Here is a 23,846-nt window from a genome sequence, read left to right as displayed (position 1 = left end):
CCGGCCGATGCGTACTGGCACCCGGCCGCGCCGGCCCGCGCGCCGCTCGACCCGGCATGGTGGACCGCGTTCGGCGATCCGCAGCTCGATGCGCTGGAAGCCGAAGCGCTGCGCAACAACCAGAACCTGAAGGCCGTCGCCGCGCGCTACGACCAGGCGAAGGCGACACTCGCGTCGGTCGCCTCGGCGCAGTATCCGGCCGTCGGCCTGACCGCGAGCGGCCAGCGCTTCAAGATCTCGGCCGACCGGCCGCAGACCAACTACGCGACGCAGAGCGCGTCGACCGTGCAGAACGACGTCCAGGTCGGCGCGAGCGTCAGCTACGAGCTCGACCTGTTCGGCCGCGTGCGGCGCAGCGTCGAATCGGCGCAGGCCACCACCGAACAGGCGCGCGACGATTTCGCGAACGCGCGCCTGGTGCTGACCGCCGATCTCGCGTCGAGCTATTTCGCGCTGCGCGAATTCGACACCGAGATCGACGTCGTCAAGCGCTCGATCGACCTGCAGCAGAAGGCGCTCGACTACGTGAGCGCGCGGCACGACCTCGGCGCGGTGTCGGGCCTCGACCTGCTGCAGCAGCGCGCGCAGCTCGACGCGACGCGCACCCAGGCGCAGCTGCTGCTCCAGCAGCGCGTGCAGGTCGAAACCGCGATCGCGACGCTGGTCGGCACGCCGGCCCCCACCTTCTCGATCGCGCCGCGCGTCGTGCCGATCAATTCGCCCGCGCTGCCGACCGGCCTGCCGAGCGACGTGCTGCAGCGGCGCCCCGACGTCGCGTCGGCCGAGCGCGCGATGGCCGCCGCGAATGCGCAGATCGGCGTCGCGCGCGCCGCGTATTTCCCGCGCATCTCGCTGTCGCCCGACATCGGCTGGGACGCGACGCGCTTCGCCGGCCTGTTCACCGTCCCGGCATTGCTGTGGTCGGTCGGCGGGTCGCTCAGCCAGCCGCTGTTCGAAGGCGGCAAACTGAAGGCCGGCGTCGATTTCGCGCAGGCCGGCTATGTCGCCGCGCAGGCCAATTACCGGCAGACCGTGCTCACCGCGTTCCAGGAGGTGCAGAATGCGGTCACCGGGTTGTCGGTGCTCGCGGAGGCCGCGCAGCAGGCCTCCGCGGCCGTCGACGACGCGCGCAAGCTCGTGTCGCTCGCGCAGGATCGCTACGCGGGCGGCCTGACGCCGTTCATCGACGTGCTGACGGCCGAGCAGCAGTTGCTGACGAGCGAACGGCAGGCCGTGCAGATCCAGGGCCAGCGCGCGGCGCTCGTCGTGTTTCTCGCGAAGGCACTCGGCGGCGGCTGGGACGGCCAGGCGGCAAGCGGCCCGGCGCCGGCCGAGGTCGCCGCAGCCCCGGCACCGGCGCCAGCGCCCCCGGGCCCTTAACCGGATTACGCGGACAACGGATTCGAACATGAAAGTCCTGATCGTCGAAGACGAACCGAAAGTCGTCGAGTACCTGAAGAGCGGCCTGACCGAGGAAGGCTGGGTCGTCGATACCGCGCTCGACGGCGAGGACGGCGCGTGGAAAGCCGTCGAATTCGACTACGACGTGGTCGTGCTCGACGTGATGCTGCCGAAGCTCGACGGCTTCGGCGTGCTGCGTGCGTTGCGCGCACAGAAGCAGACGCCCGTCATCATGCTGACCGCGCGCGACCGCGTCGACGACCGCGTGCGGGGCTTGCGCGGCGGCGCCGACGACTACCTGACCAAGCCGTTCTCGTTCCTCGAGCTGATCGAACGGCTGCGCGCGCTGACGCGCCGCGCGCGCGTGCAGGAATCGACGCTGATCTCGATCGGCGACCTGCGGGTCGACCTGATCGGCCGCCGCGCGACCCGCGACGGCACGCGGCTCGACCTGACCGCGCAGGAATTCCAGCTGCTCGGCGTGCTCGCGCGGCGCAGCGGCGAGGTGCTGTCGAAGACGACCATCGCCGAACTCGTGTGGGACGTAAACTTCGACAGCAACGCGAACGTCGTCGAGACGGCGATCAAGCGGCTGCGCGCGAAGCTCGACGGCCCGTTCGCGGACAAGCTGCTGCACACGATCCGCGGCATGGGCTACGTGCTCGAGGCGCGCGAGGACGGCGATACCGAGAGGCCGGCATGAAACGCTCGATCGTCCTGCGGCTGTCGGCGATGTTCGGCATCGTGTCGCTGCTCGTGTTCACGCTGGTGGGCTGCGGGCTGTTCGTGATGATGGAGCGCCAGCTGTTCGCCGAGCTGCGCGCGACGCTCGATACGCGCACCAAGGTCGCCGAGATGATCGTGTCGCACGCGCTCACGTCCGAACGCGGGCGCCTCATGCAGGAAAAGCTCGCCGATCTCGAACCGCCCGACGGCTCGACGCGCTACCAGGTCGACAGCACGAATCCGGATTTCCGGTTCGGCAAGCCCGTCGACGGCGTGCCCGTCGGCGCGCCGTTCGGCGCATTCCAGCGCTACGCGCTGAATGACAGCAGCTACGACGTGATGACCAAGACCGTCACGGTGGCCGGCAACGGCGAGCGGCCGACACTGAGGCTGATCGTTGCCAGCTCGTGCGAGCGCACGCAGCGGATGCTGCGCCGCTTCGGCTGGACGCTCGCCGGGCTGATCGCGATCGCGACGATCATCACGCTGCTGCTGAGCCGCGCGGTGGCCCGCTTCGGGCTCGCGCCGCTCGACCGGCTGTCGCAGGATGCATCGGCCATCAGCCTCGCGAACCGCCGCCAGCGGCTGCACACCGACGCGCTGCCGGCCGAGCTGCGCGACCTCGCCACGTCGTTCAACGGCGCGCTCGATCGCATCCAGCAGACCTACGCGCGGCTCGAGGCGTTCAACGCGGACGTCGCGCACGAACTGCGCACGCCGATCAGCATCCTGATCGGCCAGACCCAGGTCGCGCTGACCAGCCGCGACCGCACGGTCGAGCGGATGCGGCAGACGCTGCAGTCGAACCTCGAGGAATTCGAACGGCTGCGCGTGATCATCAACGACATGCTGTTCCTGTCGCGCAGCGACCGCGGCGAACGGGCGACCGACCTGAAGGACGTGTCGCTCGCCGACGAGGTGCGGCGCATGCTCGATTTCCTCGAGATCCCGCTCGACGAGGCGCAGTTGCACGCCGAACTGCACGGCGACGCGCGCGCGGCCGTCGATCCGTCGCTGTTCCGTCGCGCGATGACGAACCTGCTGATCAATGCGATCCAGCATTCCGCGCCCGGCGCGACGTTGCACGTGACGATCACGCGCCGCGACACGCTCGTCGAGATGGCCGTGTCGAACCCCGGCGAGCCGATCGATCCGGTGCAACGCTCGCACGTGTTCGAACGCTTCTACCGGCTCGAGGAAGCCCGCGCGAACAGCAAGGAGAACCACGGGCTCGGGCTGTCGATCGTCAAGGCCGTCGCCGAGATGCATGGCGGCAGCGTATTCGTCGCGTGTTCGGGCGGCGTCAACACGTTCGGCTTCTCGGTGTCGACGGAACCCTGCGCGGGCGGACCGCTGCGCGCGGGAGATGCAACCGATGCAACCGATGCAACCGGCGTGGTCGACTCCACCGATTCGCGGCCGGCGCACGCGCCGCGGGCGCTGCACTGACGGCGGCTGCGCCTGTCGACGTCCGGCCGCCTCCGATCGGCGCTTGCCGGCCACGAACGCGGCGCGGGACGCATTACGCGCGCGGCTTGCCGCCCTGCTCGCGCCACGCCCGCGGCGACATCGCAAACCGCTCGCGAAACACGCGACTGAAATGCGACATGTCGTTGAATCCCCAGCGCAATGCGACGTCGGACACGCGCAGCGACGCGCATTGCGGATTCGCGAGATCCTGCGCGCACCGTTCGAGCCGCAGGTTCCACACGTGACGCATCAGCGACGTCTCCTCGGCCTCGAAGAGCTTGTTGATGTACCGCGACGAAATCCCGATCGAGCGCTCGATCATCATCGGGTTCAGCTCCGGATCGTGCAGGTGCTCGAGCACATGCCGCTTCACACGCGTCAGTGTCAACGCCTTCATCCTCGATTGCGCGAGGTCGTTGCGTTGCATGCCCCCGAGCGTCATCGCGATCAGCGTGATCGCGGTATCCGACAACTGCCGCATCTCGTCCTCGGTCACACTGCGGATCTGCGACGACATCTGCTCGAGAAACGCACGCATGACGCTGCCGACGCCGTCCCCGGTTTGCGTCGGGCACGCCGTGCGGTGCTCCATCCCGACGACGAGCTGGTTCAGCGTCGCGCGGGGAATGCTGACGACGATCTCGCGCCACGACTGGCCGAACTGCAGGTGGTGAGGCCGTGTCGCATCGTAGATTGCGAAATCCCCGGGATGCAGCGTGACGATCTTGCCGTCCTGTTCGACCGACTGGCTGCCCTCGAGCATCAAGACCCCGAAATACTTGTCCTCGTACTCGCTGCGCGCCTGGCGATAACGCCGGATCACGGCCTGCTCGCTCGCGTGGATTTCCGAGATTCGCATCTTTTCGCACTTGCGCTGCCGCACTCGGCCGAAGAAATCGGCTTTCTGCACGGCCGCGATCTGCACGTCCGCGAACAGGCGCAGAATCGTCTCGCGCCAGAATTCGATACGCTGGCTGACCGAGCCGTCGATCGGCACCTCGATGGCCGCGTTCGTCCGTTCGTCCAGCGGGCTGCCGGACGCCGGACCGGGCGCGTCGCCGCGTGCGGCGCGCGGGAGAGGACGCATCGTCATGGTCGTGCCCCACATGGGTTAGCAAACACGCAGCCGACAGCGTGCCCGTTCAAAAGCGCATTGTCCAATCGATGACCGCGTACACCGCGTGGCCGGTCGAACCGGTACGCGGCGCGGCGGCGGCATGCTACCGCTCCGGACATGTCATGCGCACGTCGTCCGACGCCAGTCGGACGACTGTTCATACGCATACGCAACGCGGTAGAGCGTCGCCTCGTCGAAACGGCGCCCGACCAGTTGCAGCCCGATCGGCAGATCGTCGGCTACCCCGCACGGCAGCGACATTGCCGGATGCCCGGACACGTCGAACGGTGCGGTATTCGCGAGCATCTCGAACGCCCGCGTCAGCGACTCGGACATCGCGCAACCGGGTTCCGGCAGCTTCGACGCGCGCATCGGTACGGTCGGCATCAGCAATACGTCATACGACTGCAGCGCCGCGTCGTAAGCCGATCGCAAGCGTCGCGCGAGGTTCTGGCACTTCGCGTAGAAACGCCCGCGATACCGGCTCGTGAAATATTCGCCCAGCAGCATCGTCACCTTCACGGTATCCGGCAACTCGTCGGCGCGCTCGCGCCAGCCCGCGTGATGATCGATCATGCCGGTCACGTACAGGCCGCCCCAGTTGAATCCATGGCTGTTGCCCTTCATCATCTGCTGCGTCGCGCCCTCGGCCGCAATCGGCAGCCAGATCGCGGTGCCGGCCGCATGCAGCGGCACCGACACTTCGTCGACGCGCGCGCCCAGCTTGCGCAACCGGAGCGCGGCGGCCCGCACGGCCTCGTCGACCACCTTCTCCGAATTGGCGAGACCGAACGCCTCGCGCAGGATGCCGATCCGCAATCCCGCGATGCCGTCGCGGATCGCGCCGAGATAGTCGGCGCGCGGCGGCAACGTCCGTTGGCGCGGATCGAGCCCGTCGTCGCCCGCGATCACGTCGAGCAGCAGCGCGTTGTCGAGCACGTTGCCCGTCATCGGCCCCAGATGATCGACGGTTGCCTCGATCGGCATCGCGCCGGTGTACGGCACGAGCCCGTGCGTCGGCTTCATCCCGTAGATGCCGCAATAGGCGGACGGGATCCGCACCGAGCCGCCCTGGTCGCCGCCGAGCGCCATGTCGACCTCGCCGCTCGCGACCAGCGCGCCGCTGCCCGACGACGAGCCGCCGGACGAGTGCCCTGCCTTGCGCGGATTGTGCACCGGCCCCGACGCGCTCGTGTGCGAGCCGCCGGAAAAGCAGTAGTACTCGCAGGTCGACTTGCCGGCGATCGTGCCGCCGGCGTCGAGCACCCGCGTGACGACGGTCGCATCGACATCGGGCACGTAGCCCTCGAACGTGGTCGAGCCATTGCGCATCGGCACGCCGGCGACGCAGATGTTGTCTTTCACGACCACCGTCCTGCCGCGCAGCTTGCCGTCGGCGGCGCCGTGGATCGTGCTCTTGCGCGCCCACGCGCCGTAACGGTTCTCGTCGCCTTCCGGGCGGTAGCCGGGCGTGCGCGGATACGCGACGACGGGCAGATAGTCGGGCAGCGCGTCGATCGCATCGTAGGCGTCGAAGTTCGCCTGCAGGGCATCGTCGTATTCGGCGAGTTGCCGGGAATCGAGATGAAAGCCGAAGCCGGCTGCCATATCGGACAGTTGTTCGCGGGTCGGGCGTTTGATGGCCATCGACGTTCTCCAGTTCGGTAAGCGGCACCGCCGGCCCCGGCGGTGCCGGCGGGATTCAGCGGGCGATGGCGACGGCGTCGCGCATCATCCCGGTGCGCGGATGGCAGTTCACGTATTCGTAGACCTGATGCTTCGCGTCGAAGACGGAAACCTCGTGATACAGCCGCAGTTTCGACAGCCCGGTGACGACGCGGAAGAAGGTGACGAAGATCCGCAGGTGCGTCGGATGGGATTCGACCCATCGCTCGAGGCGGTCGAGCGAGCGCCAGTGGCCGATGTTGTAGCTCTCGTCGAGCACGTTGCCGTCGAGATCGATCGAGCGCACGTAGCGGTTGCTGTAGCAGCCGACCTCCGTGCCGTTGTCGCGCAGGAAGTCCATTCCGCTGCGCAGCGTCGGCTCGATCTCCTCGAGATACAGTCGGCGCTCGTCGTGCTCGGCCGCGCGCCAGTCCTGGCCGGAGCGAATCAGCGCGATGTTGTCGTGCGCCAGCACGACCACGCGGCCACCGCGGGCCGGATCGCCCTCGACGATGCGCAACTCGCCGTCCGCCCGCATCCAGTCCGTCTGCGAGATCGGGAACCGGTCGCGCATCGATCCCCAGTAGCCGTGCTCCTCGATCTCGCCGCTGACGCCGTCCATGATCGCGCCGACGCCGGGGAAATCGTTCGTGAACGCGTAGAGCGTCTCGAACTGCTCGGCGCGCGGCGCGACGATTTCCCGGAAGTAGCCGATGCCGTCCGCGAGGCGTGCGTCGGAGGTCCACCATTCGACGAGTGCAGGCGACGCAATCCAGCGCGCATACGCGGCCGGATCGCGCCAGTAGCCGACGGCGATCAGGTTCTCGTAACCCTGGTCGTCGGTGTGTTGCGTCAGATCGAAGTTGTTCGGGCCGTCCTGCGCACCGAAATCGGCGACGATCCCGCGCAAAGCGGCCAGTGCCGCCGCGCGCTTGTCGGCGCCGCCGTATTGCACGCCGAAATAGCCCATCACGACCTGGCTCAGGTCTTCGGCGGCCCGGGCGACGTACATCGGGAACGGCGGCTGGTAGTCATCGGCGACGCGGCGCGACAGCGTCCGCGGGCAGACCAGGTGTTTGTCGATGGCAGATTCCATGCATGACCTCTCTGGAAAGGGAATCGGGTGTCGGGGTATCGACGTGGGGAAGGAGCGACATGCACCGGCCTTATCCGGCGCATGCGGGTGGTCAGAAGATGTGCGCGTAACGCAGGCCGGCGAGCACACTGTTCTTCGGACCGTTGCGCACGCTCAGGTCGGTGCCGAGCTGGATTTGCACCTGGTCGGCCTTCGTCACGAACTTCGCCGCGGTGATTCGCAGGCGCGTCGTGCGCAGCGCGTCGTTGTTGTCCGCGCCGTCGACGCTCGTTTCACCGCCCCAGAGCTGCGTGACGCCGATCCCGAGCGACGTGCCCGGATCGGGCATGTAACGCACCATCGCCTGTGCGCTGTAGCTCATCCGCTGATGCAGCGTCGCACCGCTCGCGCCGTACGACGTGTTATTGCCGTACCAGATCGCATCGCCGACGAGATCGAGTGCCCACTGCGGCGAAAAGTGCTTGACGTAGGCTGCCTGGAAATCGAGCGACCAGCGGTTGGCGCCGAGATTGAGACCGCGGTTCTGGTCATAGCTCCCGGTCGGCGCGTAGACGTAGACCGTCGCGGCGGCGACGTCCTTCGCTTCGTTCAGGCGGAATTTCAACGGTGCGGTCAGGATCACGTCGCCGACACCGTTCGTACTGCCAAGCGCGCCGGCGTTGCCGAAGCTGCTGATATGACCGAACGGCAGCAACACCTGCGGATCGATCGTGAGCCTGTCAGTGAGCTGGAACACATGCAGCAGGCGGGCGATGCCGACATTCGACTGCAGGTCGAAATCCGACGTCCGGTGGCCGTTCGCGTAGTAGGCGTTCGTCGCGGAATAGTTGTAGTACAGCACGCCGATCGTCGCGCCGACCGGATACTGCTCATAGTCGCCGGGATCGACCTCGACCGCGCCCGCGTAATGCGATGCGACGGCGATCAGCGACGAACCGATCCAGCGCGCGATTCGCTTCAGTTTCATTCTGTTGACGTTGTCCATCATGCTCCTCACCTGGTTGCGCAGACACCGCCACGCTCGACGCACGACGAACGGGAACCGTCGCCGGATGGTGGAATCGCGGGATGCTGGCCGACTGTTGTTCCGCCGTTACATCGGGGATGCCGGCGATTCGCGACATCGAACGGCCGTCGCTTGAGGATGAGAATAGGAAGGCAAAATCCGCAGTTCTGTTTTCCGGCGGAACAAGAAATTGGCTGTGGCGGGCCTGCGCCTCCGATGTCATGCAGCGGTCGCAAAACGTGCGCCGCTGCCGCTGTTTTCGTGCCGGGCGCCCCGCCAATTGCCGCCCATCTCCGTGCATCCGCGCGCATCGGCTCCATGCCGCGCCACGGGGCCGTCTCAGCACAGTTTCCGATCCGTGCCGGCAAAGAACCGCGCTTTTTCTCTTCTTACCCTGCTCGTCGAGCGTGACCGACACCACGCGTCCACGCCCCGCCACGGCAATACCAACGCGATGGCGGCGGTCAACCCGAACCACGACAAGGAACCCCACGATGAGCGCGACCCCTTCCGCGGAAACAGCCTCGACGCCCGGCGAACGTGCCTGGGCGCTGTTTCGCGTGATGAAAGAGAAGAACCTGATCCCCGACGGCTATATCGAAGGCCTGACCGAGCTGATGTCCACGACCTGGGATCCGGCCAACGGCGCGCGCATCGTCGCGCGTGCGTGGGTCGACCCGGCGTTTCGCGAACTGCTGCTGAAGGACGGCACGGCCGCGTGCGCGCAGTTCGGCTACACCGGCCCGCAGGGCGAGTACATCGTCGCGCTCGAAGACACGCCCACGCTGAAGAACGTGATCGTCTGCAGCCTGTGCTCATGCACGAACTGGCCGGTGCTCGGGCTGCCGCCCGAGTGGTACAAGGGCTTCGAATATCGTGCGCGGCTCGTCCGCGAGGGCCGCACGGTGCTGCGCGAGCTCGGCACCGACCTGCCCGACGACGTCGTCGTGAAGGTCTGGGATACGACCGCCGAAAGCCGCTACCTCGTGCTGCCCGTACGGCCGGCCGACAGCGAGCACATGACCGAGGAACAACTGCGCACGCTCGTCACGAAGGATGTGCTGATCGGCGTGGCGCTGCCGCGCGCGCGCTGACTCCCCCCGTTTCGCTCTCGACCTTCATCTCGGAGATCACATATGGACGGCTTTCACGACCTCGGCGGATTCCAGGGTTTCGGCCCGGTGCCGCACACGATCAACAGTCTCGGCTACAAGCCGGTCTTCAAGGAAGACTGGGAACATCTCGCGTACAGCCTGATGTTCGTCGGCGTGGACCAACTGAAAAAATTCAGCGTCGACGAGGTACGTCACGCGGTCGAACGCATCGACGTACGCCAGCATGTCGGCACGCGCTACTACGAGCGCTACGTGATCGCGACGGCGACATTGCTCGTCGAAACCGGCGTGCTCACGCAGGATGAACTCGACCGCGCGCTCGGTTCGCATTTCCGGCTCGCGAACCCGCCGACGTCCGGCGGCCGGGCGGCACCGCCCGACTCGACGCGGTTCGAGGTCGGCGAGCGTGTCGTCGTTCGCGACGAATACGTCAGCGGGCACATCCGCGCGCCGGGCTACGTTCGCGGCAAGGAAGGCGTTGTGCTGCACCGGACGACCGAATCGTGGCCCTTCCCGGACGCGATCGGCCACGGCGACACCGGCGCCGCCCGTCAGCCGACCTACCATGTCGAGTTCCGCGTGAAGGATCTGTGGGGCGACGCCGCCGACGACGGCTACGTCGTGGTCGACCTGTTCGAAGGCTACCTGGATCGCGCGTCCGGGCAGAGCGCATGACGACGCCGAGGAAGCAAGGCGCGCCGGCCGCCCCTGGCCCGAGGATTCCGGTCACCGTGCTGTCCGGCTTCCTCGGCGCCGGGAAAACGACGTTGCTGAACCACATCCTGCGCAATCGCGCGGGACTGAAGGTCGCCGTGATCGTCAACGACATGAGCGAAGTGAACATCGACGCCGACGACGTGCGGCGCAACGTCGAGCTGCATCGAGGCGAGGACGAACTGGTCGAGATGAGCAACGGCTGCATCTGCTGCACGCTGCGCGCCGATCTGCTGGCGCAGATCAGCACGCTCGCGCGGCAGCGCCGCTTCGATTATCTGCTGATCGAGTCGACCGGCATCTCGGAGCCGATGCCGGTCGCGGAGACGTTTGCGTTTCTCGATCGGGACGGTTTCAGCCTGAGCGAGCTGGCACGGCTGGACACGCTCGTCACGGTAGTCGACGGCGAGACGTTCGAGGACATGATCGCGTCGGCCGAACCGGTCGCGCACGACGCGGCGCTCGCGAACGACGGCAATTCCGGTCCGCCGCGCAAACTGTCGGACCTGCTGCTCGAGCAAGTCGAATACGCGAACGTGATCCTCGTGAGCCGTCTCGACCGGATCGGCCACGCGGGTTTCGACCGGCTGCGCGCGATTCTTGCGTCGCTGAATCCATCTGCGCGAATCCTGCCGATGCAGCACGGCAAGGTCGACCCGTCAGACGTGCTCGATACCCGGCGCTTCGATCTGCCGGCGCTCGTCGAATCGCCGGGATGGATGCAGCGCATGCAGATCGACGAACGCCCCTCGGAATCGGATGCGTACGGGATCGCGTCGTGGACCTATCGCGAACGTGCGCCGTTTCATCCGGCGCGCCTGCTCGCATGGCTGCGTCGTCCGTGGGACAACGGCCGACTGCTTCGCTGCAAGGGCTATGTCTGGGCTGCGCACCGCTATCCCGAGATCGCCATGCTCGTGCAGACGGGCGGCGCGTTCCAGTGGGGTTACGTTGGGCGATGGTGGCGATTCATCCCGCAGTCGGACTGGCCGCACGACGACTATCGCCGCGATGGCGTGCTGAAAAAATGGGAGGAGCCTGCGGGGGATTGTCGGCAGGAAATCGTGTTCATCGGGCAGTCGGTCGATCACGACCGGTTGCGTCGCGAACTCGATGCGTGCCTGCTGACGGTCGAGGAAATCGACGCGGGCCCGGAGTCGTGGCTGCGGCTTCCGGAAGCCGACGCGTTCGACGCGCTCGCGGCGGCCGCTCGTCCGTGACGTGAGACTCGATGCCTTCGGTTGCAACGCCTGCGTCCAACGACTGTCGAGCACCGGTGAGCGCCGTGCCCGGTTCGGCGTTACCTGAATCCAGACAGCGCCGCCGAGGGCAGTTTTCTTCAATACCGGCACGCGCGGCTTCTTTAGTCTCGATGCGACTTTGACATTCGCATGGAGGCACTCAATGAGCATGCTGGTTTCGATGGCCGCGTTCGCGCTGGCGTCGTCGATCACACCCGGTCCCGTCAACATCGTCGCGCTCAGCGCGGGCGCGCGCCACGGTCTCGGCGCAAGCCTGCGGTATGCGGCCGGCGCGACGCTCGGCTTCGTCGCGCTGTTCCTGCTGATCGGCCTCGGGCTGCACGCGGCGCTCGCGCGCTGGCCCGTGCTGACGACCGCCACGCAGTGGTCGGGGATCGCGTTCCTGCTGTACATGGCGCTGCGGCTCGCGCTCGACGACGGCCGGCTGTCGGCCGACCCGGACGTGGCCGGCCCGTCGGCGGCGTCCGGCGCGGCGATGCAGTGGCTGAATCCGAAGGCGTGGCTCGCGTGCGTGGCCGCGATGGGCGCATACGCGGCCGACGGCGACCGCGCGCAGGTCTGGCAGTTCGCCGCGCTGTATCTCGTGATCTGTTTCGCGTCGATCGCTTGCTGGGGGTATGCCGGCGCGTCACTGCGGCACCGGCTCGCGAACGCGCGGAGGATGCGCGTATTCAACCGGCTGATGGCGCTGCTGCTCGCGGGCAGCGCGCTGTTTCTGCTGGACGTGTAGGGCGCGCCCCGCCCGGCTCGCCGCTCAACTCGTGGCTCGACTCGTGGCTCAGCTCATCGCGCTGCGGTACTGGCCGGGCGTCGCGGCCGCGATCCGCCGGAACGCGCGCTGGAAATGCGCCTGGTCGGCAAAGCCCGCGTCGAGCGCGACGTCGGCGATCGGCCGGCCGCGGCGCAGCTCCGTGCGGCCGTACTGCACGCGGCGGTCGATCAGGAACGCATGCGGCGTCATGCCGTAGCGCGCGTTGAACGCGCGGATCAGGTACGACCGCGACAAATCGGCGGCCGCGCAGATCGCATCGAGCGTGACGCCCTCGCGGCAATGCGCGGCGATGTAGTCGGCCGCGCGCGCGAGCTTGGCGTTGTCGTCCCCGGCGCGCGGGCCGGGCAGCTCGCGGTCGAGCGCGCCGTGCAGCGCCGTGAAGAATTCGACCGCCGCGCTCTCCTTGCCGAGCGGATCGATGCCGGGCGCGACGAGCGTCCGGTAGAAGCCGCCAAATTGCGCGAACAGGTCGCGCCGTTCCGTCAACTTCGGCGAAAAACCGTGAAAATCGCGGTTCGGATCGCGGCCCAGCGAATGCTGCAGCCGCGCGAGCCACGGCACGTCGACATAGACCATCCGGTATGCCCACGCGTCCGGGCCGTACGGATTGCACGCATGCACCTGTTCCGGATCGATGATCACCAGCACGCCGCGCCCGACGTGCTCGTGCGTCGCGCCGTTCACGTAGGTGCTCGTGCCGCCGACGATCGCGCCCACCGAAAACGTGTCGTGCGTGTGCTTCGCGTAGCAGATCGCGCGGCCGTCGTCGACGGTGCGCGCCTCGATGAACGGCAGCGCGGCATCGCGCCAGAACGGCGACGGTACGACGGATCGGTTGGCGGTACGGCTCACGCGGCGGGCTCCCGGTTCGGACGGCGACCGCCCACCGTACAAGACTGTGCGGCGCGGCGCAACCGGAACGCCACGCTTCGATACGGGATTGCGCCGTTTCGCCTAAGCTTTGAATTCCGTCCGCCGCGGCGCCCGCGGCGGTTTTCGTTCACTCCTCTTCCGTCACGCTCATGCATATCGATCTGAAAGGCAAGACCGCGGTCGTCACCGCCTCCACCGCCGGCATCGGGCTCGCGATTGCCGAAGGGCTCGCGCGCGCCGGTGCGCGCGTCGTCGTCAACGGCCGCAGCGATGCGTCGGTGCAGTCCGCGCTCGCGCACCTGCGCGCGGCCGTCCCCGACGCGGGCTTCGACGGCATCGCGGCCGATCTCTCCGATGCCGCGGGTGTCGCCCGCATCACGCAGCACACGCCCGCGGCCGACATCCTCGTCAACAATGCGGGCATCTACGGCCTGAAGGCGTTCTTCGAGATCGACGACGCCGAGTGGGAACATTACTTCCAGATGAACGTGATGTCCGGCGTGCGGCTCGCGCGGCATTACCTGAAGGGGATGATCGAACGCAATGCCGGCCGCATCGTGTTCATTTCGTCGGAATCGGGCCTGAACATCCCGGTCGACATGATTCATTACGGATTCACGAAAACCGCGCAGCTGTCGATCGCACGCGGCCTCGCGAAGCTCGCGGCCGGCACCAACGTGACCGTCAACTCGGTGCTGCCGGGGCCGACGATGTCGGACGGCGTGCGGGCGCTGCTGAAGGAAACGGCCGACGAAACCGGCCGCAGCGTGGAAGACGTGGCCGTGGAATTCGTGCGCAACCACCGTTCGAGCTCGATCATCCAGCGGCCGGCGACGCCCGAGGAAGTCGCGAACCTGGTGGTCTACGTGTGCTCGCCGCAGGCTTCGGCGACGACGGGCGCCGCGTTGCGGGTGGACGGCGGCGTGGTCGACACGATCGCGTGACGGCGGGCGGGCACGGCCGCCGCGCTAGCGGGAAGCGGCCTTGCCCGGCTGGAGCGTGCCCTTGCGGTCGGCGTTCATGCACGAATCGAAGCCGTGTTGCGTGACGATGCCGGCCCTGTCGAACACGACGAAATATTCACGGTGATCGTTGCCGTGCTCGATGAAGTAGTTGTAGCAGACGCCGCTGCCGTTGCGGACCATCCAGACGCTGCGCGGGTTGCCGGCCGCGCGGACGACATCGGCGCGCGTCGCGCCGTGCCGCGAGGCGGCCCGCGCGAGCGGCGTGCGTGAATACGAAAATGGCAGCCACGAGTCGAACCACGCGCAGCCGTGCAACATCAGGCAGCTGGCGGCCAGGGACAGCGTCGCTGCGGGACGGGCCATCGAAATCAATCGCATGCTTGGGAAAATCTGCTGCGCCATGCCGGCGTGATCGAAAGCCCCATGCTACTCGACCTTTGGGTCCGGATCGAAAAGAAATGTAGAGATCTTTATACGAATCCCTGCATGTCATGCCCGCGCGCAAGCCCGGTCGTTGCAGCCCCCACATGCTTGCACGCGCATCGAATCTGCCGCGCCGATGCGTCAAATCGGCACAACGTCGCGCATCGTCACGCGATCCACTCGGCCCACAGCATCGTCAGCACCGTCATCAGCGCGGGGCCGACGAACAGCCCGATCAGGCCGAACGTCTCGGCGCCGCCGAGGATGCCGAACAGCACCAGCAGGAACGGCAGCCGCGCCGAGCTGCCGATCAGCACCGGCCGCACGAAATGCTCGGCGACGAACACGACGACGAAACCGAGCACGGCCACCATGACGGCCCACGCCGTCGCACCCTGCACGAACAGCCAGAGCGCCGCGCCGCAGAACACGATCGGCGCGCAGAACGGCAGCATCGCGGCAATCGCCGTGACGAGGCCGAGCAGCGCCGCATGCGGGACGCCGGCCAGCGCATACGCGATGCCGAGCAGCGCACCCTCGCCGAGCCCGACGACGACGAGCCCCGTCACCGTGCCGTACACGGCCTTGACCATCCGGTCGATCAGTTCCGCGCCGTTGTGCCCGAACGCGCGCCGCGCGCCCTGCAGCAATGCGCCCGACAGCTTGTGGCCCGCGCGCAGGATCACGAACAGCGTGACGAGCATGAAGCCGAATTCGAGCAGCACATGCGCGAGCTTCGTGCCGAACTGCCGCCCGAACGCGAGGAATTTCTCGCTGTTGACGCCGTGCATCGCGCTGGCCGCATGCAGCGGATGGCCGAGATTGGCCTGCCACCATTCGGTGATCTGAGCCGAACCGTAAGGCAGCCGGCTGACGACGTCCGGCAACGGAATGCCGCTGTCCTGGACCGACTTCAGCCACTCGCGCAGGTCGTGCGCCTGCCCGATCGCCTGGACGGCCGCGACCGCGATCGGCAGCACGACGAGCAGCGAGATCGCGGCCGTGATGACGGTCGCGATCAGCGTCGGCCGGTCACGGAACAGCCGGTGCGATTCGAAGCATTTGAGCAGCGGCCACATCGCGATGGCGATCACGCAGGCCCATGCGATGGCGGGAATGAAGTCGCGGATGATCCACAGCGCGAGCACCAGCAGCGCCGCATACAGCACGACGCGGGCAACCTGCTGCGCGCGCGGCCGTGCGGCGGAGTCGTGAGACGACGGGACGTGTGCGCCCATGGCACCTCTGTCGAAATGAAAAATGGCGGTTCGCGCAGGCAACCGGCCTGCACGAACCGCCATTCTATCCATCGGCGCCGGATCGGCGACGCGCAAGATGCGCGCGCCGTGTCGTCAAGGCGGCTCAGGCCGCCTTGTCCGCGATCCGGTAGCGCTCGAGCCAGTGCGCGTACGGCGCGGGCAGCGTCCACGACGGACGCTCGACGCCGAGCTGCCTGGCCGCGTAGTACGGCCAGTGCGGATCGGCCAGGTGCGCGCGCCCGACCATCACGAGATCGAGCTGCGCTTCCGCCACCACGCGGTTCGCCAGTTGCGGCGTGTCGATCCCCCATGCGGACGACACCGGCAGCCCGGCCTCGCGGCGCACGCGCTCGGCGATCGGCGCGAGGAACGCCGGGCCCCACGGAATCTGCGCGGCGGGCGTCGAGAAGCCGACCGACACGCTCAGCATGTCGAGCCCTTCCCGCTTCATCCGCTGCGTGAGCGCGATCGACTCGGCGAGCGTCTCTTCGTCGCGGCCGTCGTATTCGATCACGCCCAGGCGCGCGGTCAGCGGCAGATGCTCGGGCCAGACCTTGCGCACGGCCGCGAGCGTGTCGACGAGGAAGCGGCCGCGATTCTCGGCCGAGCCGCCATATTCGTCGGTGCGGTGGTTCGAATGCACCGAGAAGAAACTCTGGCCGAGATAACCGTGCGCAAAGTGCAATTCGAGCCATTCGAAGCCGAGATCGCGCGCACGCTTCGCCGATGCGACGAAATCGGCCTGCACGCGGGCGATGTCGTCGTGCGTCATTTCACGCGGCACTTTCGGCAGGTGCGCGCCGAACGGCACGGCCGACGGGGCGATGGTCTGCCAGCCGCGCGGATCGCCGTCGGCGATATGGTCGTCGCCTTCCCACGGACGATTCGCGCTCGCCTTGCGGCCCGCGTGCGCGATCTGGATGCCGGGCACCGCGCCGGCGGCCTTGATCGCCGCGACCGACGGCGCGAACGCTGCGGCCTGCGCATCGGTCCACAGCCCCGCGCAACCCGGCGTGATGCGCCCTTCCGGCGACACGGCCGTCGCCTCGGCGATCACGAGGCCCGCGCCGCCGCGCGCGATGCCGGCCAGATGCACGTGATGCCAGTCGTTGACGACGCCGTCCTCGGCGACGTACTGGCACATCGGCGGCACCGCGATGCGGTTGCGCAGCGTGACATCCTTGAGTTTGAACGGTTCGAACAGGGCAGACATCCACGGCTCCTTTGCTTGGTTCTGCAAAACGACGGGAAACGCGCCGTGCGGTGCGCACGACGGAACGATTCGGGCCGTCGCCGGACGGCTTGCGCCCGGCGACGGATACGGTGCGGCGCCGGCCCGGCCGGCGCCATCGGCTCAACGGCGGCCGAGTTGCGCGAGCAGCGCCTCGGCGGCGGGCGCCGACGACGCGGGGTTCTGCCCCGTGATCAGCAGCCCGTCGGTGACGATATGCGGCGCCCAGTCGGCGCTGCGTTCGAATTGCGCGCCGTTGGTCTTCAGCATGTCCTCGACGAGGAACGGCACGACTTCCGTCAGTTCGACGGCCGCTTCCTCGCTGTTGGTGAAGCCCGTCACGCGCTTGCCGCGCACGACCGATTCGCCGGTCTGCGGATTCTTCACGTGACGCAGCACGCCCGGCGCGTGGCAGACCGCCGCCATCGGCTTGCCGGCCGCCAGCGCGCGCTCGATCAGGCCGATCGAATGCAGATCCTCGGCGAGATCCCACAGCGGGCCGTGGCCGCCGGGGTAGAACACGGCGTCGTAGTCGTCCACGGACACGTCGGCCAGCTTGCGCGTCGACGCCAGTTCGGCCTTGGCCGCCGCATCGGCTTCGAAGCGGCGCGTCGCGTCGGTCTGGGCGGCCGGATCGCTGCTTTTTGGGTCGAGCGGCGGCTGGCCGCCCTTCGGCGACACGAGCGTCAGCTCGACGCCCGCATCCTTGAACACGTAGTACGGCGCGGCCAGTTCCTCGAGCCAGAAGCCGGTCTTCTTGCCGGTGTCGCCGAGCGTGTCGTGCGAGGTCAGGACAACCAGAATCTTCATGATCGGACACTCCTTCGAAAAGTTGACGGAAACGGGGCCGCATGATCCAGAAAACCGGCCGGCGCGGCGCGCCGCCTGTCCGTTAGTCAGCTGTGACGCGTCATCGTGCGACCCGCGTATCCGAATGCGGCATGCGCCTATTAGACCAGTCGTCTAGAACATTCGAAAATAAAACGCCGGCGTCTCGCCGCGCTACCAGCACCACGGCGCGAGATGGCATTTTTCGCGCCTTGCTTGCATGCGCCACGGACGTCGCCGCATTCACGAGGACGGATGATAGTCGCGGATTAGACCGGTCGTCTAGTAGTCGGGCAATCATCCCTGCCGTCGTCATGGCCTTTCTCGAGGGGCGCGATCCGTCGGTGCCCGCAGGTACTCGCGCCCCCTCGCCTTCACCGCGCCGGCTGGTCGCGCAACGGACCGTCGGTGTCGCCCGCCTCGATTGCCGGCGCCTCGAGCCGGCGCTCGCGCACGCCGTCGCCCAGCAGGCGCAGCATCAGTTCCGCGAGCGAGCGCCCCGATGCGTGGCCGGTCGGCTGCACGACCGCCGTCACGCGATACGGGTGCGCGAGGCCCGGCGGCACGCCGTCGTAGACGATCAGCGACATGTCCTCGCCCAGGCGCAGCCCGCTGTCCACGAGCGCCCGAAACGCGCCGCCGCCCGCGATATTGTTGTCGACCAGCAGCGCCGTCGGCCGCTCGGCGCGTGCGAGCAGCGCCCGCACCGCCTGCAACCCGCCGTCGTGCGTGAACGGGCACTCGACGAGCAGCGCCGGATCCGGCTCGATGCCGGCTTCGCGCAGTGCCGACAGATAGCCTGCACGGCGCTGCGCGGCGAAATTCAGGGCAAGCGGCGCGCTGATCATCGCAATGCGCCGGTGCCCGAAACCCGTCAGCCGGCGCACCGCGTCCCGCGCGCCCGCTTCGTTGTCGAAGTCGAACCACGCGTACGGCTCGGCCATCCGGGTCCGGCCGTAGGCCACGTACGGAAACGCGCTCGCCTGCAGGTACGCGATGCGCGGATCGTCGACCAGCGTTCGCGCGACGATCAGGCCGTCGACGAGTTTGCCTTCGACGATGCGCCGATAGGTGTCCAGTTCCGCGTTCGGCCGCGCCGACGCGATGATGAAATCGAGATTGCGTTCCGCGAGCCGCTCGGTGATGCCCGCGACGACCTCGCCGAAACGCGGATCGCCGAGATCGCCCGCGCCGAACGGATAAACGATCCCGATCATGTCGGCCCGACCGGTCGCCAGCCGGCGCGCGGTCGGGTCCGCCACATAGCCCATTTCCCGTGCAGCTCGCGCGACGCGTTCGCGCGTCGCCTCGCTGACGTCGTCGTAGCCGTTCAGCGCACGGCTGACCGTCGTCCGCGACAGCCCGAGCGCGTCCGACAGCGCCTTCAGATTCACCTTCACCGTCACTCCTCGCATTCGCCGATCCGCCCGGCCGCCCGAACACAGGGATGCACCGGCCGGGTAATTATTTCCAATTGGTAACGATTACCGTCAATTAAATATCTTTTGCGTTCCAAACCGGTTTGAAATAGCATCCAAACCGGTTTGGACATCGATGCCCACTCAGCCGTTCACTTTGACCTTTCCTGGAAACGACGACGAGATGACATACTTTCCCCTTTTCCGCCCGACGACGACCAAACGTTTGCTCCTCGCTGGCGGCGCACTTGCCGCCTTCGCGTCCGTCGCGCACGCGCAGTCCGGCGGCACGGGCGCGCCCATGCCCACGCCCCATACGCAGCAGGCCTACGATCCCGAAGGCAACTTCACGATGCGCTGGACGCGTGCGGACATCCGCCAGATCGTCGCGCAGTCGCACACCGCCGGCGCCGACAAGAACTCGCTGCCGCAAGCGCTGACGATGCCGGACATCCCGCAGGATTTCCCGCTGATCAATTCGAACGTGTGGGTATGGGACACGTGGCCGCTGGCCGACCTGCGCGCGAACCAGCTCAGCTACAAGGGCTGGGAGGTGATCTTCTCGCTCACCGCCGATCCGCACGCGGGCTACACGTTCGACGACCGTCACGTCCACGCCCGCATCGGCTTCTTCTATCGCCGCGCGGGCATCCCCGCGTCGCAGCGCCCCGCCAACGGCGGCTGGACCTGGGGCGGCCACCTGTTCCCGGACGGCGCGAGCGCCAGGGTATTCGGCACCGCACCGATGACCAACAACGCCGAATGGTCCGGCTCCGCGCGCCTCACGAACGGCAGCAACGTCAGCCTGTACTACACCGCGACGTCGTTCAACCGCTCGGCGCCCGGCGGCGCGGACATCACGCCGCCGCAGGCGATCATCACGCGCGCCGACGGCAACATCCACGCCGACGACAAGCACGTGTGGTTCACCGGCTTCGGCGATCACAAGGCGCTGCTGCAACCGGACGGCAACTACTACCAGACCGGCCAGCAGAACACCTACTTCTCGTTCCGCGATCCGTTCGTGTTCACCGATCCCGCGCACCCGGGCAAGACCTACATGGTCTTCGAAGGCAATACGGGCGGCCAGCGCGGCGCACGCACCTGCACCGAGGCCGATCTCGGCTACGCGCCGAACGATCCGTACAAGGAAGATCTCAACGCGGTGATGAATTCGGGCGCAGTGTATCAAAAGGCCAATGTCGGCCTGGCGGTCGCGACGAACCCGCAATTGACCGAGTGGAAGTTCCTGCCGCCGATCCTGTCGGCGAACTGCGTCGACGACCAGACCGAGCGCCCGCAGATCTACCTGAAGGACGGCAAGTACTACCTGTTCACGATCAGCCACCGCACGACGATGGCGGCCGGCGTCGACGGCCCGGACGGCGTGTACGGTTTCGTCGGCAACGGCATCCGCAGCGACTTCCTGCCGCTGAACGGCGGCAGCGGCCTCGTGCTCGGCAACCCGACCGACTTCTCCGCGCCGGCCGGTGCACCGTATTCGCAGGATCCCAACCAGAACCCGCGCGAATTCCAGTCGTATTCGCACTACGTGATGCCGGGCGGGCTCGTCGAGTCGTTCATCGATGCGATCGGCCCGCGTCGCGGCGGCACGCTCGCGCCGACGGTGAAGGTCGGTATCAACGGAACGTCGACGGCGGTCGATCGCACGTATGGCCGCGGCGGGCTCGGCGGCTACGGCGACATTCCGGCGAACCTGCCCGCGACGGGCGACGGCCACAACCCGTGAAGCCGGGATAACCAACAATAACGATCATCGATAAAGGCACGGGGTTAGGGAGGCGCATATCGCGCGTGTCGCGTGCGCGCCTCCACTTTTTTCCTTCCATCCATTGCGCGCACCGCCGTCGAAAGCGGCAGGCGCCCTTCTTTCCCGCCTCGCACGGCGAAGCACGACACCCCGCATGATATCGACGTCTTTTCGCTTTTCCGCCCGGATCGCCCGGTTGCTGCTCGCCTGCGTGGCCTGTACTCAGGTCGCTGCCGCGCCCTGCCACGCGCCGGCTGACGACGGCACCCCGCAATGGCGACCCGCGCTCCATTACACGCCGCAGCGCAACTGGATGAACGATCCGAACGGGCTCGTCTACGACAACGGACGCTATCACCTGTTCTACCAATACAATCCGCTCGGCAACGACTGGGGCAACATGTCGTGGGGCCACGCGACGAGCACCGATCTCGTCCACTGGCGCGAGCAGCCGGTCGCGATGCGCGCGAACGCGACGGAGGAAATCTTCTCCGGCTCGATCGTCGCCGACACCCTCAATACGTCCGGCCTGGGCACGCCCGGCCACTCGCCGCTCGTCGCGCTTTATACGAGCGTGTACAAGGCGGGCTCCGGCCACGCGCCGGGCATTCAGGCGCAGTCGCTCGCGTACAGCCTCGATCACGGCACGACGTGGCAACCTTACGCACGCAATCCGGTGCTGACGCTCGACCCGGAATCGAAGCAATTTCGCGATCCGAAAGTGTCGTGGTATGCGCCTGGCGGCTACTGGCTGATGACGACGGTCGTCGCCGACGCGCACGTCGTGAAGCTCTATCGCTCGGACGACCTGATCCACTGGAATTTCCTGAGCGATTTCACGCGGCCGGGCGTGCCGCACGACGGCGCGCTGTGGGAAATGCCCGACCTCGTGCCGCTGCCGCTCGACGGCGACCCCGCACAAACACGGTGGGTCATGATCGTCAACGTCAACCCGTGGTCGATCGCCGGCGGCTCGGGCGCGATGTATTTCGTCGGCCACTTCGACGGCCGCACGTTTACGCCGGATCGCGTCGCCCCCGCCGGTTCCGATCCCGCGCAATTCCACTGGGTCGACCATGGCGCGGATTTCTACGCAGCCGGCACCTTCTCGGGCGCGCCCGGCTCACGGCCGGTCGCGATCGCGTGGATGAGCAACTGGGATTACGCGGCGAAAGTGCCCACCGCGCCGTGGCGCGGCGCGATGACCCTGCCGCGTGAACTCTCACTGAAAACGATCGACGGCGAACCGACGCTCGTCGTCGCGCCGGCCGCCGCGTTCGACGCATGGGCGGACGGGCGACCCGCCGTACACGAAGGCGACCTCGCGGTCGACTCCGCGACACGCGCGCTGTCGCCCGCGACGCGCGGCGCCGTCCAGCGCATCACGGTCACGCTCGAGCCGCGGCACGCGGCGCGTGCCGGCCTGATCGTCCGGCGCTCGGCGGACGGCTCGGTCGGCACCCGGATCGTGTACGACACCGTGAAGCGCACGCTGACGCTCGACCGCTCCCGCTCCGGCGAAGCGAATTTCGCCGGCACGTTCAGCGGCGAGCACATCGTGGACCTGCCGCTCGAGCACGGGCGGCTGCGGCTCGAGATCGTCGTCGATCGCGGCTCGGTCGAAGTGTTCGCGAACGGCGGCCGCGTGGCGCTCACCGACCTGATCTTCCCGCCGCCCGACGCGGACCGCGTCGCCGTATTCGCCGAGCACGGCCGCGCGACGTTCTCCGGGCTCACGGTGACGCAGCTCGAAGCCGGCGGCGACAGGCATGGCGCCTGTGCGGCGCGATAGATGCAATCCGTCCGCCGGTAACGAGGGCTGTCCGCCCGGCGCAACGCCGGGCGGTTGCAGCCCCGCCGGGGCTTCGCCGATCAGAGCAAGCCCATCCCGCCCGACGCGATGATCTCCGCGCCGACGATGAACGCGGATTCCGGCGCGCTGAGGTGCAGCACCGTCGACGCGATCTCGTCCGGCGTGCCGAACCGGCCGATCGGAACGAGGCCCTTGATCTTGTCGGCCGTCTCGTCGAGCGTGGCCGCGTCGAACCCGAGCTTGCCGTAGAGCGGCGTCTGCACGGGCCCCGGGCTCACGACGTTCACGCGCACGCCGTGCGGCAGCAGTTCCGTCGACAGCGTCTTCGCGAACGAATTGACGGCCGCCTTGCTCGCCGCGTATACCGACGAGCCGGGCATCCCGATGTGCGCGTTGATCGAGCCGTTGATCACGATCGACGCGCCACGGTTCAGCAGCGGCACCAGCGACTGGATCTGGAAATACGCGCCCTTCACGTTGGTGTTGAACACGAGATCCCACATGGCCTCGTCGCTGTCGGCGAACGGCGCGAGTTTCGCGACGCCCGCGTTGATGAACACGGCGTCGAGCCGCGCCCCCGCCGACGCGATCGCATCGGCCAGCGCGCGGGCCGACGCGACGCTGCCGGCCTCGTTGCGGATCGCGAGCGCATCCGCGCCGAGCGTTTGCCGCGCGGCCTCGAGCGTCTGCGCATCGCGCCCGGTGATGATGACCCGCGCGCCTTCGGCCGCGAATGCCCTGGCGGCCGCCAGCCCGATGCCGCTGTTGCCGCCCGTGACGAGGACCGTCTTTCCTTCGAAGCGTTGCATGATGTTCTCCTGTGAACCGGTGAGTTGACCGTGGACACAGGATGCGCGCCGCGCCCGGCCTTGCCGTACGACGGGCGCGACGAACACGTTCGAAATCGTCGAACGTGTTTGC

At 67.7% G+C, this 23,846-nt stretch carries 21 protein-coding genes; 10 read left to right on the top strand and 11 right to left on the bottom strand.

Features of this window, described 5'->3' with window-relative positions; all coding sequences use genetic code 11:
- The 3 genes from ABY44_RS23405 to ABY44_RS23395 all read left to right on the top strand — a co-directional run.
- A partial coding sequence (locus tag ABY44_RS23405) for an efflux transporter outer membrane subunit (RefSeq protein ID WP_431642378.1) occupies positions 1-1,380 on the top strand: 1,380 nt, incomplete at its 5' end.
- A gap of 28 nt (positions 1,381-1,408) precedes the next feature.
- Positions 1,409-2,104: a heavy metal response regulator transcription factor gene (locus tag ABY44_RS23400; protein ID WP_021159240.1), complete on the top strand. Its 696-nt coding sequence runs from the start codon at positions 1,409-1,411 to the stop codon at positions 2,102-2,104.
- Complete coding sequence (locus tag ABY44_RS23395; protein ID WP_060171021.1) at positions 2,101-3,576, top strand: heavy metal sensor histidine kinase; 1,476 nt, start codon at positions 2,101-2,103, stop codon at positions 3,574-3,576. Before ABY44_RS23400 ends, ABY44_RS23395 begins: the two co-directional genes overlap by 4 nt.
- Positions 3,577-3,649: 73 nt before the next feature.
- Here ABY44_RS23395 and ABY44_RS23390 read toward each other — a convergent pair whose 3' ends face one another.
- From ABY44_RS23390 to ABY44_RS23375, 4 genes are all read right to left on the bottom strand, one after another.
- Positions 3,650-4,690 carry a helix-turn-helix domain-containing protein gene (locus ABY44_RS23390; RefSeq protein ID WP_059695019.1) on the bottom strand — a complete coding sequence of 347 codons (1,041 nt, stop codon included), beginning with the start codon at positions 4,688-4,690 and terminating at the stop codon, positions 3,650-3,652.
- A gap of 144 nt (positions 4,691-4,834) precedes the next feature.
- On the bottom strand, positions 4,835-6,361 hold the full coding sequence (locus tag ABY44_RS23385) for an amidase (RefSeq protein ID WP_060171023.1): 1,527 nt from the start codon (positions 6,359-6,361) through the stop codon (positions 4,835-4,837).
- A gap of 55 nt (positions 6,362-6,416) precedes the next feature.
- Positions 6,417-7,475 carry an aliphatic aldoxime dehydratase gene (gene oxdA, locus ABY44_RS23380; protein ID WP_431642371.1) on the bottom strand — a complete coding sequence of 353 codons (1,059 nt, stop codon included), beginning with the start codon at positions 7,473-7,475 and terminating at the stop codon, positions 6,417-6,419.
- Positions 7,476-7,566: 91 nt separating this feature from the next.
- Positions 7,567-8,463: a transporter gene (locus ABY44_RS23375; protein ID WP_060171027.1), complete on the bottom strand. Its 897-nt coding sequence runs from the start codon at positions 8,461-8,463 to the stop codon at positions 7,567-7,569.
- Positions 8,464-8,975: 512 nt separating this feature from the next.
- On the opposite strand from ABY44_RS23375, the gene nthA reads away from it, so the two are divergent.
- The 4 genes from nthA (at position 8,976) to ABY44_RS23355 (ending at position 12,302) form a co-directional block, all read left to right on the top strand.
- Positions 8,976-9,575 (top strand): nitrile hydratase subunit alpha, encoded by a 600-nt coding sequence (gene nthA, locus ABY44_RS23370; RefSeq protein WP_431642370.1) that lies wholly within the window; start codon positions 8,976-8,978, stop codon positions 9,573-9,575.
- 42 nt (positions 9,576-9,617) lie between these two features.
- Positions 9,618-10,271: a nitrile hydratase subunit beta gene (nthB, locus tag ABY44_RS23365; protein WP_027791483.1), complete on the top strand. Its 654-nt coding sequence runs from the start codon at positions 9,618-9,620 to the stop codon at positions 10,269-10,271.
- Complete coding sequence (locus ABY44_RS23360; RefSeq protein WP_060171029.1) at positions 10,268-11,530, top strand: GTP-binding protein; 1,263 nt, start codon at positions 10,268-10,270, stop codon at positions 11,528-11,530. Before nthB ends, ABY44_RS23360 begins: the two co-directional genes overlap by 4 nt.
- Positions 11,531-11,714: 184 nt before the next feature.
- Entirely contained in the window at positions 11,715-12,302 is a 588-nt protein-coding gene (locus ABY44_RS23355; RefSeq protein ID WP_012338243.1) for a LysE family translocator, read from the top strand.
- Between the two features lie 48 nt (positions 12,303-12,350).
- On the opposite strand, the gene ABY44_RS23350 is transcribed toward ABY44_RS23355, so the two are convergent.
- On the bottom strand, positions 12,351-13,196 hold the full coding sequence (locus tag ABY44_RS23350; protein ID WP_060171031.1) for a helix-turn-helix transcriptional regulator: 846 nt from the start codon (positions 13,194-13,196) through the stop codon (positions 12,351-12,353).
- A gap of 170 nt (positions 13,197-13,366) precedes the next feature.
- Between ABY44_RS23350 and ABY44_RS23345 the strand changes: the two genes are divergently transcribed.
- On the top strand, positions 13,367-14,161 hold the full coding sequence (locus ABY44_RS23345) for an SDR family NAD(P)-dependent oxidoreductase (RefSeq protein ID WP_059696233.1): 795 nt from the start codon (positions 13,367-13,369) through the stop codon (positions 14,159-14,161).
- A 24-nt stretch (positions 14,162-14,185) separates the two neighbouring features.
- On the opposite strand, the gene ABY44_RS23340 is transcribed toward ABY44_RS23345, so the two are convergent.
- The 5 genes from ABY44_RS23340 to ABY44_RS23320 all read right to left on the bottom strand — a co-directional run bounded on the left by ABY44_RS23340 (position 14,186) and on the right by ABY44_RS23320 (position 19,338).
- The gene (locus tag ABY44_RS23340; RefSeq protein ID WP_049097651.1) at positions 14,186-14,560 is read right to left on the bottom strand and encodes a hypothetical protein; all 375 of its coding nucleotides are present in this window, start codon (positions 14,558-14,560) and stop codon (positions 14,186-14,188) included.
- Positions 14,561-14,772: 212 nt separating this feature from the next.
- On the bottom strand, positions 14,773-15,843 hold the full coding sequence (locus tag ABY44_RS23335) for an AI-2E family transporter (RefSeq protein ID WP_060171032.1): 1,071 nt from the start codon (positions 15,841-15,843) through the stop codon (positions 14,773-14,775).
- Positions 15,844-15,967: 124 nt separating this feature from the next.
- Entirely contained in the window at positions 15,968-17,077 is a 1,110-nt protein-coding gene (locus tag ABY44_RS23330; RefSeq protein WP_027791477.1) for an NADH:flavin oxidoreductase/NADH oxidase, read from the bottom strand.
- Positions 17,078-17,218: 141 nt separating this feature from the next.
- Positions 17,219-17,905: a type 1 glutamine amidotransferase domain-containing protein gene (locus ABY44_RS23325; RefSeq protein ID WP_431642362.1), complete on the bottom strand. Its 687-nt coding sequence runs from the start codon at positions 17,903-17,905 to the stop codon at positions 17,219-17,221.
- A 392-nt stretch (positions 17,906-18,297) separates the two neighbouring features.
- Positions 18,298-19,338, bottom strand: a complete 1,041-nt coding sequence (locus ABY44_RS23320; RefSeq protein ID WP_060171035.1) for a substrate-binding domain-containing protein — start codon at positions 19,336-19,338, stop codon at positions 18,298-18,300.
- A gap of 187 nt (positions 19,339-19,525) precedes the next feature.
- Here ABY44_RS23320 and ABY44_RS23315 point away from each other — a divergent pair, with 187 nt between their 5' ends.
- Positions 19,526-21,091, top strand: coding sequence for a glycoside hydrolase family 68 protein (locus ABY44_RS23315; protein ID WP_060171037.1), 1,566 nt, complete (start codon positions 19,526-19,528; stop codon positions 21,089-21,091).
- 175 nt (positions 21,092-21,266) lie between these two features.
- Entirely contained in the window at positions 21,267-22,904 is a 1,638-nt protein-coding gene (locus ABY44_RS23310) for a glycoside hydrolase family 32 protein (RefSeq protein WP_060171039.1), read from the top strand.
- Positions 22,905-22,984: 80 nt separating this feature from the next.
- On the opposite strand, the gene ABY44_RS23305 is transcribed toward ABY44_RS23310, so the two are convergent.
- Positions 22,985-23,734: an SDR family oxidoreductase gene (locus ABY44_RS23305; protein ID WP_027791472.1), complete on the bottom strand. Its 750-nt coding sequence runs from the start codon at positions 23,732-23,734 to the stop codon at positions 22,985-22,987.
- Between the last annotated feature and the right edge of the window lie 112 nt (positions 23,735-23,846).

The organism is Burkholderia sp. ZZQ-2 (genome assembly GCF_050768715.1).
GTDB lineage: Bacteria > Pseudomonadota > Gammaproteobacteria > Burkholderiales > Burkholderiaceae > Burkholderia > Burkholderia cepacia.
Note: the sequence above shows the minus strand (reverse complement) of the source record. Positions and strands in the feature narration are given on the sequence as shown.

Excerpts from the sequence above, each read along its gene's own strand:
- ABY44_RS23400 (WP_021159240.1), top strand. The coding sequence starts at position 1,409 with ATGAAAGTCCTGATCGTCGAAGACGAACCGAAAGTCGTCGAGTACCTG.
- ABY44_RS23395 (WP_060171021.1), top strand. The coding sequence starts at position 2,101 with ATGAAACGCTCGATCGTCCTGCGGCTGTCGGCGATGTTCGGCATCGTG.
- ABY44_RS23390 (WP_059695019.1), bottom strand. The coding sequence starts at position 4,690 with ATGACGATGCGTCCTCTCCCGCGCGCCGCACGCGGCGACGCGCCCGGT.
- ABY44_RS23385 (WP_060171023.1), bottom strand. The coding sequence starts at position 6,361 with ATGGCCATCAAACGCCCGACCCGCGAACAACTGTCCGATATGGCAGCC.
- oxdA (WP_431642371.1), bottom strand. The coding sequence starts at position 7,475 with ATGGAATCTGCCATCGACAAACACCTGGTCTGCCCGCGGACGCTGTCG.
- ABY44_RS23375 (WP_060171027.1), bottom strand. The coding sequence starts at position 8,463 with ATGATGGACAACGTCAACAGAATGAAACTGAAGCGAATCGCGCGCTGG.
- nthA (WP_431642370.1), top strand. The coding sequence starts at position 8,976 with ATGAGCGCGACCCCTTCCGCGGAAACAGCCTCGACGCCCGGCGAACGT.
- nthB (WP_027791483.1), top strand. The coding sequence starts at position 9,618 with ATGGACGGCTTTCACGACCTCGGCGGATTCCAGGGTTTCGGCCCGGTG.
- ABY44_RS23360 (WP_060171029.1), top strand. The coding sequence starts at position 10,268 with ATGACGACGCCGAGGAAGCAAGGCGCGCCGGCCGCCCCTGGCCCGAGG.
- ABY44_RS23355 (WP_012338243.1), top strand. The coding sequence starts at position 11,715 with ATGAGCATGCTGGTTTCGATGGCCGCGTTCGCGCTGGCGTCGTCGATC.
- ABY44_RS23345 (WP_059696233.1), top strand. The coding sequence starts at position 13,367 with ATGCATATCGATCTGAAAGGCAAGACCGCGGTCGTCACCGCCTCCACC.
- ABY44_RS23340 (WP_049097651.1), bottom strand. The coding sequence starts at position 14,560 with ATGCGATTGATTTCGATGGCCCGTCCCGCAGCGACGCTGTCCCTGGCC.
- ABY44_RS23335 (WP_060171032.1), bottom strand. The coding sequence starts at position 15,843 with ATGGGCGCACACGTCCCGTCGTCTCACGACTCCGCCGCACGGCCGCGC.
- ABY44_RS23330 (WP_027791477.1), bottom strand. The coding sequence starts at position 17,077 with ATGTCTGCCCTGTTCGAACCGTTCAAACTCAAGGATGTCACGCTGCGC.
- ABY44_RS23325 (WP_431642362.1), bottom strand. The coding sequence starts at position 17,905 with ATGAAGATTCTGGTTGTCCTGACCTCGCACGACACGCTCGGCGACACC.
- ABY44_RS23320 (WP_060171035.1), bottom strand. The coding sequence starts at position 19,338 with ATGCGAGGAGTGACGGTGAAGGTGAATCTGAAGGCGCTGTCGGACGCG.
- ABY44_RS23315 (WP_060171037.1), top strand. The coding sequence starts at position 19,526 with ATGACATACTTTCCCCTTTTCCGCCCGACGACGACCAAACGTTTGCTC.
- ABY44_RS23310 (WP_060171039.1), top strand. The coding sequence starts at position 21,267 with ATGATATCGACGTCTTTTCGCTTTTCCGCCCGGATCGCCCGGTTGCTG.
- ABY44_RS23305 (WP_027791472.1), bottom strand. The coding sequence starts at position 23,734 with ATGCAACGCTTCGAAGGAAAGACGGTCCTCGTCACGGGCGGCAACAGC.